This is a genomic window from Citrobacter sp. MGH 55, assembly GCF_016906145.1.
GTDB lineage: Bacteria > Pseudomonadota > Gammaproteobacteria > Enterobacterales > Enterobacteriaceae > Citrobacter_A > Citrobacter_A amalonaticus.
Window position 1 is genome coordinate 622,134 of sequence record NZ_CP070239.1, and the last position, 15,347, is coordinate 637,480.

Genomic DNA, 15,347 nt, shown 5'->3' on the forward strand with positions numbered 1-15,347 from the left:
GACGAAGATTATGCGATGGTACGTTGAATCTCGATGATCTCGAACACTTCGATCATATCGCCAACGCGAACGTCGTTGTAGTTCTTCACGCCGATACCACATTCCATACCGTTACGGACTTCGTTCACGTCATCTTTGAAGCGGCGCAGGGATTCCAGCTCGCCTTCGTAGATAACCACGTTGTCACGCAGGACGCGGATTGGGTTGTGACGTTTGATCGTCCCTTCGGTCACCATACAGCCCGCGATGGCACCAAATTTCGGTGATTTAAACACATCACGAACTTCAGCCAAACCGATGATCTGCTGTTTCAGTTCCGGAGACAGCATACCGCTCATCGCCGCTTTCACTTCGTCGATCAGGTTATAGATGACGGAGTAGTAGCGCAGATCCAGGCTTTCGGATTCAATCACTTTACGCGCAGAAGCATCCGCACGAACGTTGAAACCAACCAGAATCGCGTTGGACGCTGCGGCCAGGGTTGCGTCGGTTTCGGTGATACCACCGACACCAGAACCGATGATCTTCACTTTCACTTCGTCGGTAGACAGTTTCAGCAAGGAGTCGGAGATCGCTTCCACAGAACCCTGAACGTCGGCCTTCAGCACGATGTTCACTTCGTGAACTTCGCCTTCGGTCATGTTGGCGAACATGTTCTCGAGTTTAGATTTCTGCTGACGTGCCAGTTTCACTTCACGGAATTTGCCCTGACGATACAGTGCAACTTCACGTGCTTTCTTCTCGTCACGTACCACGGTCACTTCGTCACCGGCTGCCGGAACACCGGACAGACCCAGGATTTCCACCGGAATGGACGGACCTGCTTCCAGAACTTCCTGACCCAGTTCGTTACGCATCGCACGAACGCGACCGTATTCGAAGCCGCACAGTACGATATCGCCTTTGTGCAGCGTACCTTCACGCACCAGAACGGTTGCAACCGGGCCACGACCTTTATCCAGGAAGGATTCAATCACTGCACCGCTCGCCATCCCTTTACGGATCGCTTTCAGTTCGAGAACTTCGGCCTGCAGCAGGATCGCATCCAGCAGTTCGTCGATACCAGTACCTGCTTTTGCAGAAACGTGGACGAACTGGCTCTCACCGCCCCACTCTTCCGGCAGAATGCCGTACTGGGACAGTTCGTTTTTAACGCGATCCGGATCGGCTTCCGGCTTATCGATTTTGTTTACTGCAACCACAACCGGCACACCCGCCGCTTTCGCGTGCTGGATAGCTTCGATGGTCTGCGGCATCACGCCGTCGTCTGCTGCAACAACCAGAACCACGATATCCGTTGCCTGTGCACCACGAGCACGCATGGAGGTAAACGCGGCGTGGCCCGGGGTGTCCAGGAAGGTGATCATACCGTTGTCGGTTTCAACGTGGTAAGCACCGATGTGCTGGGTAATGCCGCCCGCTTCGCCAGAGGCCACTTTCGTTGAACGAATGTAGTCCAGCAGAGACGTTTTACCGTGGTCAACGTGACCCATGATGGTCACCACCGGTGCGCGCGGTTCAGCCGCAGCACCCGTATCACGGTCGCTCATTACGGCTTCTTCCAGCTCGTTCTCACGACGCAGGATAACTTTGTGGCCCATTTCCTCGGCAACCAGCTGTGCGGTTTCCTGGTCGATCACCTGGTTGATGGTCGCCATTGCACCCAGCTTCATCATCGCTTTGATGACCTGAGAGCCTTTAACCGCCATCTTGTTCGCCAGATCGCCAACGGTGATGGTTTCGCCAATCACAACGTCACGGTTAACAGCCTGCGCAGGCTTCTGGAAGCCCTGCTGCAGTGCGGAACCTTTACGCTGTTTGCCGCCTTTACCACCGCGAACCGCGGCACGCGCTTCTTCACGGTCGGCTTTGGATTCAGCGTGTTTGTTGCCTTTCTTCGCCGGACGCGCCGCTTTCGTGTTGCGGCCACGGCCACGACCGCCTTCCACTTCACGATCGTTTTCGTCTTCGGCCTGGCGAGCGTGCTGAGAAGTGGTGACATGATAATCGCTCTTATCTTCTTCCACTTTTTCCTGCTCAGCCCACACGCCTGCGTTCTCTTCCGCCATACGGCGAGCTTCTTCCGCTACGCGGCGCGCTTCTTCTTCAAGCTTGCGACGTGCTTCTTCTTCCGCTTTACGCTTCAGCTCTGCAGCTTCATTCTCACGGCGGGCTTTCTCGGCCTGGGCGGTTTTGGTCATATCGTCAGTCTGTTGATTGCTCACTTTGTCTTTTTCCGCAGCTTCGCGTTTCGCTTTATCAGCGGCGTCACGCTTAGCTTGTTCTGCGGCCTCACGGTCAGCTTTTTGTTGCGCCTCGCGTTTGGCCATTTCTTCTGCCTCACGACGGGCCTGCTCTTCCGCTTCACGCTGCGCTTGCTCTTCCGCGGCAAGGCGTTCGGCCTCTTGCGGATCACGTTTCACAAAGGTGCGCTTCTTGCGGACTTCGATTTGTACCGATTTGCTTTTTCCACCGGTACCTGGAATGTTCAGGGTGCTACGCGTTTTACGCTGCAGCGTCAGCTTATCCGGGCCAGAACCATTTTCACGGTTCAGGTGCGCCAGTAAAGTCTGTTTTTCTTGTGCGGACACAGAGTCATCAGCAGACTTCGGGATACCGGCATCAGCAAATTGCTGTACCAGGCGATCCACGGAGGTCTGTATCTCTGCGGCCAGCGTTTTTACGGTTACATCTGTCATGCTGTTCCTTCCTGCTACAGTTTATTACGCTTCGTCGCCGAACCAGCAAATATTACGGGCAGCCATAATCAGCTCACCGGCTTTTTCGTCGGTCAACCCTTCGATATCAGCCAGATCATCAATGCCCTGTTCGGCGAGATCTTCCAGCGTACAAACACCACGGGCAGCCAGTTTGAAGGCCATATCGCGATCTAATCCTTCCAGATTCAGCAGATCGTCAGCCGGCTTGTTATCACCGAGGCTTTCTTCCTGGGCCAGTGCCAGAGTGGTCAGTGCGTTTTTAGCACGCTCGCGCAGTGCTTCAACGGTCGGCTCATCAAGGCCATCGATTTCCAGCAGTTCTTTCATTGGCACGTAGGCCAGTTCTTCCAGAGTGGCAAACCCTTCTTCAACCAGAACAGTGGCGAACTCTTCATCAATATCGAGATATTTGGTGAAGGTATCGATCGCGGCATGTGCTTCAGCCTGATGTTTAGCCTGGAGGTCATCAACGGTCATCACGTTGAGTTCCCAACCGCTTAATTGCGAAGCCAGGCGGACGTTCTGACCATTACGTCCAATTGCTTGCGCCAGGTTACCGGCTTCAACGGCGATATCCATGGTGTGTTTATCTTCATCCACCACGATAGACGCAACGTCAGCCGGTGCCATTGCGTTAATCACGAACTGCGCCGGGTTATCATCCCACAGGACGATATCGATGCGCTCGCCGCCCAGCTCGGTCGAAACCGCCTGAACGCGTGCGCCACGCATACCAACACACGCGCCGACCGGGTCGATACGCTTGTCGTTGGTTTTCACCGCGATTTTCGCACGGGAACCCGGATCGCGAGCGGCGGCTTTAATTTCAATCACTTCTTCGCCAATTTCCGGCACTTCAATGCGGAACAGTTCAATCAGCATTTCCGGCTTGGAACGGGTCACGAACAGTTGCGCGCCGCGTGCTTCCGGGCGAACAGAGTAAAGAACGCCACGAATACGGTCGCCAGGGCGGAAGTTTTCACGCGGCAGCATGTCTTCGCGCAGGATCACCGCTTCAGCATTGCTGCCCAGATCCAAAGAGATATTGTCGCGGTTCACTTTCTTCACCACGCCGGTGATGATTTCACCTTCGTGTTCACGGAACTGATCAACAACCATCGCGCGTTCAGCTTCACGAACCTTCTGTACGATAACCTGTTTTGCGGTCTGGGTAGTGATACGGTCAAAGGTCACAGATTCAATCTGATCTTCAACGTAATCGCCCAGGTTCAGGCTTTCGTCTTCAAAACGTGCGGCTTCCAGCGTGATTTCTTTCGTCGGCTGGGTCACTTCTTCAACAATCACCCAACGACGGAAAGTGTCAAAATCACCGCTTTTACGATCGATTTCTACGCGAACGTCAATCTCTTGTTCATATTTTTTCTTTGTCGCTGTAGCCAGCGCACTTTCCAACGCTTCAAAAATTTTCTCGCGTGGCAGCGCCTTTTCATTGGATACGGCTTCAACAACAGCCAAAATTTCTTTGTTCATCGCGGGCTTTTCACCTCATCCAGACTGTTAAAAGTGGGGAACCAGGTTCGCCTTCTGGATATTACTCAGCGCGAACACTTCATCTTTTCCTTCGACTGTGACGGTGATCATTTCACCATCTACCGCTTTGATAACGCCCTGCCATTTACGGCGGTTCTGTACCGCCATGCGGAGTACCAGCGAAACTTCTTCACCCAGGAAACGCACATAGTGTTCAGCAGTGAACATTGGGCGGTCGAGACCCGGTGAGGAGACTTCCAGGTTGTAAGCCACAGTAATAGGATCTTCAACGTCCAGAACTGCGCTCACCTGGTGGCTCACATCAGCACAATCATCAACATTGATGCCATCTTCACTATCAATATAGATGCGCAGTGTGGATGTGCGACCGCGAATAAATTCGATGCCGACCAGTTCGTAACCTAAGGCCTCAACTGGCGCTGTAATCATCTCTGTTAATTTTTGCTCTAATGTGGACAAGCCCACCCCCAAGACATAAAAAAAGGGCCTAAAGCCCAGTTATTCTGTAGTCAGATAACAAAAAACCCCGATAAATCGGGGCTTTAGATAACTGAACCCTATAACCGCAACTGCGGTCTGGAGAACCTTCCGAAAGAATTTTTTTCAAATCCAGCTACGAAGGCCATGGTCTTCACAGTATATTTGAAAAAGAACTCTAAGGGAAAGTGGTTGCGGGGGCCGGATTTGAACCGACGACCTTCGGGTTATGAGCCCGACGAGCTACCAGGCTGCTCCACCCCGCGCCTGAAACGTGGCAAATTTTACTCGTTTTGGGTAAAAGATGCAAATACTGCTGGGATTTGGTACCGAGGACGGGACGTAAAATCTGCGCGTATTATATTGATTCCCCCCCCATTGTGTCAACCTTGTTAACGACATAACCTGACATGCCGTCATCAGCGTAATTTACGGAAATAAACACGAAACTCTTCCTGTCTTCGTAAAAAGATGATTAAATGAAAACTCATTTATTTTGCATAAACATGCACTGAGAGCAGAAAGCCGATCTCACCATCAGTCTATCAAGCAGGGTTTTATTTTATGACGACGATTCTCAAGCATCTTCCGGTAGGTCAACGTATTGGTATCGCTTTTTCCGGCGGCCTGGACACCAGCGCGGCACTGCTGTGGATGCGACAAAAAGGGGCTGTCCCATATGCATATACTGCGAACCTGGGTCAGCCAGACGAGGAGGACTATGATGAGATCCCTCGTCGTGCAATGGAATACGGTGCAGAGAACGCTCGACTGATCGACTGCCGTAAACAACTGGTTGCTGAAGGTATCGCCGCGATTCAGTGTGGGGCATTCCATAACACCACTGGCGGGCTCACCTATTTCAATACTACGCCGCTGGGTCGTGCAGTCACCGGCACTATGCTGGTTGCAGCGATGAAAGAAGACGGCGTCAATATCTGGGGCGACGGCAGTACCTATAAAGGAAACGACATCGAGCGTTTCTATCGCTATGGCCTGCTGACCAACGCTGAACTACAGATCTACAAACCGTGGCTGGATACGGACTTTATTGATGAACTGGGCGGTCGTCATGAGATGTCTGAGTTTATGATCGCCTGCGGTTTCGACTACAAAATGTCCGTCGAAAAGGCCTACTCCACGGACTCCAACATGCTCGGCGCGACGCACGAAGCCAAAGACCTCGAGTTTCTGAACTCAAGCGTTAAGATCGTCAACCCAATCATGGGCGTGAAGTTCTGGGATGAGAACGTGAAGATCGCCGCGGAAGAAGTCACCATTCGCTTCGAACAGGGTCATCCGGTCGCGCTGAATGGTAAGACCTTCAGTGACGATGTGGAAATGATGCTGGAAGCGAACCGCATCGGCGGGCGTCACGGACTGGGAATGAGTGACCAGATTGAAAACCGTATTATTGAAGCCAAAAGCCGCGGTATTTACGAAGCCCCTGGGATGGCGCTGCTGCATATCGCCTATGAGCGTCTGCTGACTGGTATCCACAACGAAGACACCATCGAGCAGTACCACGCCCACGGCCGTCAGTTAGGTCGCCTGCTCTATCAGGGCCGTTGGTTCGACTCTCAGGCGCTGATGTTGCGTGATGGTCTGCAGCGTTGGGTCGCCAGCCAGATTACCGGTGAAGTGACGCTGGAACTGCGTCGCGGCAACGACTATTCGATCCTCAATACCGTGTCCGACAACCTGACCTACAAGCCAGAGCGTCTGACAATGGAGAAAGGTGACTCCGTGTTCTCACCGGACGATCGTATTGGGCAGTTGACCATGCGTAACCTGGACATCACCGATACCCGCGAGAAGCTGTTCGGCTATGCACAGTCAGGGCTGCTTTCTGCCTCTTCGGCTACTGGTTTGCCCCAGGTTGAAAACCTGGAAAACAAAGCGAAGTAACGATTTGATTATTAAATGAAGGCCGCGAAAGCGGCCTTTTTTATCTATGCCAGATAAGTGCAATCCCATGGAGCATAACTTATTAATGATATCTGCTGGATATAGTAGAGAATTTCTACACATCAGAATGTAACAGCAAAAAAGCACTCCTGGGATTATTGATAAAAATATTATTCTATTCCCAATTGAGCGAATTTTTATTTATTTATCCTGTATTTCATTCACCTCGTAACTAATGAAAATTGTTCTTCAACGCTGATTTTCGGATTTTTATATTTGCACTCAAAAAGTCATCCTCGATATTCTTTTCATAAACGATGAAGATTAAACCAATTTGGTAATTATCTGAATCAATTGTTAATAAAGAAGCAAAAGGATGTTGCTTATGTATAGTTATAATGAAAATAATTGTCTGAAAATAAAAATGCTTACTATAACGATCATGATGGCGTTAGCACCGTGGAAGGCTATCGCGGTCAACGATGGTACCGTTATGGCTGGCGCAAACCAGATAATAACCTTAACGCCAGGTGGACAATATACGAATACCGCCTCCACTGTTGTTCTGGACGCTTACCGCACCGGAGGTATCATCAGCGGTAACAACGTGGAGATTTATGCTGACCGTACGCTTTATGGTGCGACATATACGCTTTTGAGAGCATATGGCGGTGGGGAAATTCGATTGTCGAATTCGACAGCCAGTCTTACTTCAACCACACAGTCAGGCTCTTATCACGATCGGCTTTTTTTGGCTCAGGATGCTGGAAGTCTATTAAATATTGCCAATACATCACTATGGAGTTATGCCTATCTTGGCGAAGTAAGTAATGGTGCATCTGCGGTTATCAGCAACAGTACAGTCTCCACTGGGCGAGGCGTGAAGGTTACTGGCACCGGCTCGCACCTGGATATAAACAATGATTCTGATATCACCATTCGTGGAGATAGCTACGGTTTAGATGATACAGGAATTAAAGTCACCGGCGGCGCCACGCTGAATATTGAGAACAGTCGGATTACTGTTCTGGATAACGGGGATGATTCAAGCTCATCATTACCGCCGAATCCGGCAGCCATTACCGTCTCGAATGCTCTGGCCCCGAGCGATCTTGCAACCAGAGCCACATTAAATAACCTCTCGATTGAAACAAGAGGTTATCAGTCAAATGCCGTGACTGTCACTCACGGAAATGTCTCCGCAGCGATGAACAATCTCACTATTGTCACACGCGGTCTGGGATCACATGGACTTTATATTGATGCAACTGCAAATGTTGCCTCTTCACTCTCCAATTCTTCCATTGAGACGTTTGGTTACTCCGGCGTAGGGGCGCAAGTCATAGATAATACAGAGTTGACACTGGATAACATCGATATCACATCTCACGGATACCGCTCAACCGGGATGATCGCTGCCCAGAGGGGGAGCGGTTTACCCCAGACAACAATCCTGACCGCCACAGACATCGATATTACCATGAATGGTAAAGACAGTGTCGGTGTGGAAAATACCCGGTCTAAAACCTACCTGAATGATATTCGACTCACGCTTAGAGGTGATAACTCTACGGCCGTCAGTGTTGGTGCGTATATTTATGAGGCCACAGCCCATATTGACAACCTGACAGCACAAGTTTCAGGCAATAACTCGACGGGGATGTTTCTCGGCGGAAGCCCGGATATCAGATTCAATCAGAACAGCATAAACATGACAGGTAATAATAGTCATGGTTTGCTGGTCGGCTACCAGACAATAAGCTCCAGCAGCGCGTTACCGATGGTTGATAGCCATATTGAAACCCGGGATGGCTACGCAGTGCGAACGATTAATACCGACCTTAATCTTGATTTAACCCGCTCGACGCTGACGGGACGTAGCGGCGGAGAGGCAGGTACAGCGATCAGTGTCGAAGACAACGGCGCGTACCAGTCCGGTGTGGTGAACGTCGCTGCCAACGACAATTCGCACATTTTTGGTGATGCGGTTTCGCGTTCTGCTAATGCCACGGCGCTGAATATCGCCCTGAATGGTTCATCAACAATGACCGGTCGTATTGTTCGCGGGTACAGTATGGCGCTGGATGAGACCAGCCGCTGGAATGTGACAGGGGATTCCGACATTACGAGCCTGACGAATACAGGCACAGTGGCATTTACTCCACCGGGGGAGAACGGCGTCTTCAAAACCATTACTGTCGGAAATTATCTGGGTGGCGGTACGTTAATCATGAATACTGCGCTGGGCGATGATAGCTCAGCAACCGACAAACTGGTCGTGACAGGTGATACTGCCGGAACCACCAGACTGTATGTAAACAATTTCCATGGGTCCGGCACCACAACGGTAGATGGTATAGAAGTGATAAGCGTGGGCGGGCAATCAGATGGCCTGTTTACGCTTGAAAATCGCGCTCTGGCCGGGGCATACGAATATTTCCTGCATCAGGATGAGGGTGACTGGTATTTGCGCTCTGCACTGGCTCCAGAACCAGAGCCAGAGGACCCTGTGGAACCGGAAATACCGGTCAACGATCCTGAAGAACCAGAATCACCAGAAATACCGGGCAATGACACGCCAGTTGCACCTCCATCGCCCGCTGCGGAAACCGAGCAGAAACCGCAAATTTATCGCCCTGAAGCCGGGGCCTATCTCGCCAACATGGCAGCGGCAAATCGTCTTTTCAGCCATACCCTGAAAGATCGTGAAGGTCGGGCACAAGATTCCAGTATATGGTTACGGCAACAGGCGTTCCGTAGTAAATCACAAGACGGCAGCGGTCAGTTGCAGATGCGCGGAAACAGCTATGTCATTCAGGGAGGCGGTGAACTGTGGAGTGGTCAATTCAGCGAAAAGGATAGACTCGGTGTAGGCATCATGGCGGGCTATGGCTACAGCCGCGGGAATACGCAATCCACAAAAACACATTATGACGCCAAAAATAGCCTCCATGGCTACAGCGTGGGCACTTACGCCACCTGGTATCAAAATTCAGAGTCCCGCAACGGCTTGTATTTCGACAGCTGGTTGCAATACAGTGCGTTTCGCGCATCGGTGAATGGCGATGGAGTGGCGAGCGAAAGTTATAACATCAGTGGTCTGAGCGGTTCACTGGAGAGTGGCTATCGTCAACCGCTGCACCAGAGCGCAAATGGCTCGCTTTTCATCACCCCGCAGGCACAAGTCATCTGGAGTGGCATTAAAGCCGATCCTCATCAGGAAGTGAACGGTACACGAGTTGACGGTAGCGCCGGCACCCAAACACGTCTTGGTCTGAATCTTTCGTACGACACGCTGAATGCGCAAACCAGGGGTAAGCAGCTTACCGTTTACGGTGAGGTCAATTGGCTGCACAACACCCGGAATGTCAATGCCACGCTGGACAACGTCAGGGTTGAACAAGCTGGAAGTCGCAATGTCGGGGAAGTGAAACTGGGTCTTGAGGGTCAGGTGACGGACACCCTCACTCTCTGGACAAACCTTGCACATCAGGTGGGAACGAAGAGCTACAGTGATACCTCGGCAAATATCGGTATTAAGTACCATTTTTGAGTCGATGATAACGCACTGAAGCGACCGTATTCTGGAAACAATCTCAGTCCGCACAGAGAAGCCGTGTCGATGTTCTCCTGACTGACTTTTCAGGGTATGGTTATCAAATAACTCCAACCTAATCGACAATATCTGCCCGGGCTAGTCCCGGGTTCTTTTTATCCGCATCCTGATGCGCCAGCGAACGGTAAGATCGCCGTAGAGGCATTCTGGGTTATCAAAGGAGCGGGTAAAAATGAGGAAGGACATCAGCATTACGCAGGCTTCAGATACGACAATGGACGTCTATTGACGTCCATTGCTTGAATATTGGTACCGAGGACGGGACTTGAACCCGTAAGCCCTATTGGGCACTACCACCTCAAGGTAGCGTGTCTACCAATTCCACCACCTCGGCACAGAAATCTTACTGTGGGATATCGCTGGTCGGCTTAGCCGGAGCAGTTGGCTGAGGCTGTTCGGTTTTCGCCGGCGCGCTCAGATTTTCCCACTCACTTCCTTTATTGGTTTTGTTGCTGTTGATATTGCCCAGCACCAGACTGATGATAAAGAACAACGTCGCCAGCACAGCCGTCATACGGGTCATGAAGTTACCAGAACCACTTGAACCAAACAGCGTAGCGGAAGCGCCTGCTCCGAAGGAGGCTCCCATATCAGCGCCTTTACCTTGCTGCAGCATGATCAAGCCCACAAGGGCAATTGCCACAATAAGGAAAACTACCAAAAGAGCTTCGTACATAATCAACCTGTTCCTTGCGGAGTTGCCGCATACCAATTGCTTCTAACCAATAAAGCGGGATATTTTACTGTTTCCCACTGAAGCGGGTGTGAATACTAACCAAAGCGAATGACCTTCGCAAGGGCAATTTTAGTGCATTGTATCAACTGCGGAAAAAAACAGCAAAAGCCGGGTTTCCCTTTAATAAAAAGGCAGCAAATGCCGCCTTTTTATGCAGTTAAGTCTGTATTACACCGCTTTAACCGCATCCGCAATGCGATGGGCAAACTCGGTCACCAGGGCTTCATCTTCGCCTTCAACCATCACGCGGATTAACGGCTCAGTGCCCGATTTACGCAGCAATACACGCCCACGACTTCCCAGCGCAGATTCTACGTCCGCAGTCACGGCTTTCACCGTATCATTTTCCAGCGGATCGCCGCTACCGGCGGTGTAACGCACATTTACCAGGATCTGCGGGAACATTTTCATGCCGCTGCAGAGATCGTGAAGGCTCATGTGGTTACGCACCATCGCCGCTACTACCTGCAAACCGGCAACAATGCCGTCACCGGTGGTGGTTTTATCCAGCAGAATGACGTGACCAGAGTTTTCCGCCCCGATACGCCAGCCTTTTTCCTGCATTTTTTCCAGCACGTAGCGGTCACCGACTTTCGCACGGGTAAACGGAATGCCGAGTTGCTTGAGCGCCAGTTCCAGCCCCATATTGCTCATCAGCGTCCCGACCGCGCCACCGCGCAGTTGTCCCTGACGCAGGGCTTCACGGGCGATGATATACATGATCTGATCGCCATCGACTTTATTGCCTTCATGGTCAACCATGATCACGCGGTCACCGTCGCCATCCAGCGCGATACCCAGATCGGCTTTTTCCGCGAGCACGCGGGCCTGCAAGGCACGCACATCGGTGGCACCGACTTCTTCGTTAATATTCACGCCATTGGGCTCACAGCCAATGGTAATCACTTTCGCACCCAGTTCACGCAGCACGTTAGGCGCAATGTGGTAGGTTGCCCCGTTAGCGCAATCCACCACAATTTTAAGTTCGTTCAGGCTTAACTCGTTCGGAAAGGTGCCTTTGCAAAATTCAATGTAGCGCCCTGCTGCATCAACGATGCGGCTGGCTTTACCGAGCTCAGCGGAGTCCACACAGGTGATCTCTTTTTCCATCTCCGCTTCAATGGCTTCTTCGACGGCGTCGGGTAGTTTGGTACCGTCGATGGAGAAGAATTTAATACCGTTGTCATAGAACGGGTTATGCGATGCGGAGATCACAATCCCGGCTTCGGCGCGGAAAGTACGCGTCAGGTAAGCAACTGCAGGCGTCGGCATTGGGCCCGTAAACGAGGCGGACAACCCTGCTGCCGCCAGACCCGCTTCAAGTGCTGACTCCAGCATGTAACCGGAAATACGGGTATCTTTGCCGATGATGATTTTACGCGAGCCGTGGCGCGCCAGGACTTTACCGGCCGCCCAGCCCAACTTCAGTACAAAATCAGGCGTAATCGGCGCATCGCCCACACGGCCCCGGATCCCATCAGTGCCAAAATATTTACGGTTACTCATAGCGTTTGTTTTCCTTTGCGGACAATGTGGCTTCCACCACACGCATCGCTTCTACGGTTTCTTTGACGTCATGGACACGAATGATCTGCGCCCCCTGCATAGCAGCAATGACCGCACAGGCAAGGCTACCGCTCAGACGCTCTGATGGGCCCACATTGAGCAGTTGGCCCACCATCGATTTACGTGACATTCCCACCAGCAGCGGCAGGTTAAAATGGTGAAATTCAGCCAGTCGCGCCAGTAATGTATAGTTATGGGAGAGATTTTTACCGAAACCGAATCCCGGGTCGAGCAACAATTTCTCTTTTGCGATGCCTGCCCTTTCACAACGTGCTATTTGCTCAATAAAGTAGCGATTTACCTCCGCAAACACGTCCTCATATTTGGGCGCTTCCTGCATGGTCTTCGGCTGTCCCTGCATATGCATCAGACAAACCGGTAAACCGGTTTCTGCCGCCGCCTCCAGCGCGCCGGGTTCAGAGAGCGAGCGAATATCGTTAATGATGTGAGCACCGACTCTTGCCGATTCGCGGATCACTTCAGGCTTTGAGGTATCAACAGAAATCCAGACTTCAAAACGTTGGGCAATCGCCTCAACCACCGGGATAACACGCGCCAGTTCCTCTTCCACACTCACATCCGCCGCACCGGGGCGCGTAGACTCACCGCCGACATCAATGATAGTCGCCCCGGCATTAATCATCAGATTGGCATGTTTCACTGCCTCAATCAGCGTGTTGTGCGTTCCACCATCCGAGAAAGAGTCTGGCGTGACGTTAAGGATCCCCATCACATGAGGATGGCTGAGATCCAGTGAAGTGCCCTGGGCATAGAGTTTCATGGTGTTATCCCTGGTATAAATTGATAAGAAAAAACCCCGGAGCAAGCCCCAGGGTTTTCAATTAAACGCAGTCATCAACAACGGTAACTTATTTGTCGCCTAACTGCTCTGACATGGTATTACCTGGGTTCGGCGTGCGCGGTTCATCAACCGGGCGCGGCGCACGAGGCGTGCCATTGTTGTCAGAATTGTTAGAGCCCGGTTCTTCCCAGCCAGCTGGCGGGCGAACATCGCGGCGAGCCATCAGGTCATCAATCTGCGGCGCATCGATGGTCTCATATTTCATGAGCGCATCTTTCATGGCGTGCAGGATGTCCATGTTGTCATTCAGGAGCTGGCGTGCACGATTGTAGTTACGCTCAATCAGTGCTTTCACTTCCTGGTCGATGATACGCGCGGTTTCATCGGACATATGTTTCGCTTTTGCAACGCTACGACCGAGGAATACTTCGCCCTCTTCTTCCGCATACAACAGCGGACCGAGTTTGTCGGAGAAGCCCCACTGGGTCACCATGTTACGCGCCAGGTTAGTGGCCACTTTAATGTCGTTCGACGCACCGGTAGAAACATGTTCAACACCGTAGATGATCTCTTCTGCCAGACGACCGCCGTACAGCGTGGAAATCTGACTTTCCAGCTTCTGGCGGCTGGCGCTGATCGCATCGCCTTCAGGCAGGAAGAAGGTCACACCCAGCGCACGACCGCGCGGGATAATCGTCACTTTATGCACCGGATCGTGTTCCGGTACCAGGCGACCAATAATCGCATGGCCTGCTTCGTGGTACGCGGTTGATTCTTTCTGCGCTTCCGTCATCACCATGGAGCGACGTTCCGCACCCATCATGATTTTGTCTTTCGCTTTCTCGAACTCAACCATCGACACGACGCGCTTGTTGCCACGAGCAGCAAACAGTGCCGCTTCGTTCACCAGGTTCGCCAGGTCCGCACCGGAGAAGCCCGGCGTACCACGGGCAATGATTGCCGCGTCGATATCCGGCGCCAGCGGTACGCGACGCATATGTACTTTCAGGATTTGTTCACGACCACGCACATCCGGCAAGCCGACCACAACCTGACGGTCGAAACGGCCAGGACGCAGCAGTGCTGGGTCAAGAACGTCCGGTCGGTTAGTGGCTGCAATAACGATGATGCCTTCGTTACCTTCGAAACCATCCATCTCAACCAGCATCTGGTTCAGGGTCTGTTCACGTTCATCGTGACCGCCACCCAGACCTGCGCCACGCTGGCGACCTACGGCATCGATTTCATCGATGAAGATAATGCACGGTGCTGCTTTCTTGGCCTGTTCGAACATGTCACGCACACGAGATGCACCAACACCGACGAACATTTCCACGAAGTCAGAACCTGAAATCGTAAAGAATGGAACCTTCGCTTCACCTGCAATGGCTTTCGCCAGCAAGGTTTTACCGGTACCCGGAGGACCGACCATCAGGACGCCTTTCGGGATTTTACCGCCCAGTTTCTGGAAGCGGCTCGGCTCGCGCAGGTATTCAACCAGTTCCGCTACCTCTTCTTTCGCTTCGTCACAGCCTGCGACGTCGGCAAACGTGGTTTTGATCTGATCTTCCGTCAGCATGCGCGCTTTGCTCTTACCGAACGACATGGCACCTTTGCCACCGCCGCCCTGCATCTGACGCATAAAGAAAATCCAGACGCCGATCAACAGCAGCATTGGGAACCAGGAAATGAAGATGGAAGCCAACAGGCTCGGTTCTTCTGGTGGTTCACCCACAACCTTGACGTTCTTAGTCAGCAGGTTATCAAGCAGCTTCGGATCGCTTACCGGAATGTAGGTCGTGTAACGGTTACTATCTTTCTTGGTAACGTTGATCTCACGTCCGTTGATACGTGCTTCACGAACCTGGTCGTTGTTGACCTCTTGCAGGAAGGTAGAGTAATCCACCTTACGGCCATTAGACTCGCTGGGCCCAAAGCTCTGGAATACTGACATCAGCACAACGGCAATGACCAGCCAGAGTATTAGGTTTTTCGCCATGTCACTCAAGG

9 protein-coding genes and 2 tRNA genes are annotated in these 15,347 nt (G+C 51.9%); 2 read left to right on the forward strand and 9 right to left on the reverse strand.

What is annotated here, in order from left to right; all coding sequences use genetic code 11:
- Positions 1-8: 8 nt before the first annotated feature.
- The 4 genes from infB to JTI98_RS02325 all read right to left on the reverse strand — a co-directional run bounded on the left by infB (position 9) and on the right by JTI98_RS02325 (position 4,975).
- Positions 9-2,699, reverse strand: coding sequence for a translation initiation factor IF-2 (infB, locus tag JTI98_RS02310; RefSeq protein WP_058587522.1), 2,691 nt, complete (start codon positions 2,697-2,699; stop codon positions 9-11).
- A gap of 24 nt (positions 2,700-2,723) precedes the next feature.
- Positions 2,724-4,211, reverse strand: coding sequence for a transcription termination factor NusA (nusA, locus tag JTI98_RS02315; RefSeq protein WP_042325113.1), 1,488 nt, complete (start codon positions 4,209-4,211; stop codon positions 2,724-2,726).
- A 27-nt stretch (positions 4,212-4,238) separates the two neighbouring features.
- Positions 4,239-4,691 (reverse strand): ribosome maturation factor RimP, encoded by a 453-nt coding sequence (rimP, locus tag JTI98_RS02320; protein WP_043001756.1) that lies wholly within the window; start codon positions 4,689-4,691, stop codon positions 4,239-4,241.
- A 207-nt stretch (positions 4,692-4,898) separates the two neighbouring features.
- Positions 4,899-4,975: transfer RNA gene (locus JTI98_RS02325), tRNA-Met, on the reverse strand.
- Between the two features lie 298 nt (positions 4,976-5,273).
- Here JTI98_RS02325 and argG point away from each other — a divergent pair.
- Positions 5,274-6,617 (forward strand): argininosuccinate synthase, encoded by a 1,344-nt coding sequence (gene argG / locus JTI98_RS02330; protein ID WP_042998285.1) that lies wholly within the window; start codon positions 5,274-5,276, stop codon positions 6,615-6,617.
- Positions 6,618-7,002: 385 nt separating this feature from the next.
- Positions 7,003-10,170, forward strand: a complete 3,168-nt coding sequence (locus JTI98_RS02335; protein ID WP_216081889.1) for an autotransporter outer membrane beta-barrel domain-containing protein — start codon at positions 7,003-7,005, stop codon at positions 10,168-10,170.
- A 310-nt stretch (positions 10,171-10,480) separates the two neighbouring features.
- Here the strand turns inward: JTI98_RS02335 and JTI98_RS02340 are convergent.
- The 5 genes from JTI98_RS02340 to ftsH form a co-directional block, all read right to left on the reverse strand.
- Positions 10,481-10,567: transfer RNA gene (locus JTI98_RS02340), tRNA-Leu, on the reverse strand.
- 9 nt (positions 10,568-10,576) lie between these two features.
- Entirely contained in the window at positions 10,577-10,909 is a 333-nt protein-coding gene (gene secG / locus JTI98_RS02345; RefSeq protein ID WP_042998286.1) for a preprotein translocase subunit SecG, read from the reverse strand.
- A 228-nt stretch (positions 10,910-11,137) separates the two neighbouring features.
- Positions 11,138-12,475, reverse strand: coding sequence for a phosphoglucosamine mutase (gene glmM, locus JTI98_RS02350; RefSeq protein ID WP_044326668.1), 1,338 nt, complete (start codon positions 12,473-12,475; stop codon positions 11,138-11,140).
- Complete coding sequence (gene folP, locus JTI98_RS02355) at positions 12,468-13,316, reverse strand: dihydropteroate synthase (RefSeq protein ID WP_042998288.1); 849 nt, start codon at positions 13,314-13,316, stop codon at positions 12,468-12,470. The genes glmM and folP overlap by 8 nt, the downstream gene beginning before the upstream one ends.
- A gap of 88 nt (positions 13,317-13,404) precedes the next feature.
- A complete protein-coding gene (gene ftsH, locus JTI98_RS02360; protein WP_044255934.1) occupies positions 13,405-15,336 on the reverse strand; it encodes an ATP-dependent zinc metalloprotease FtsH in 1,932 nt (643 codons plus the stop codon).
- Positions 15,337-15,347: the final 11 nt, after the last annotated feature.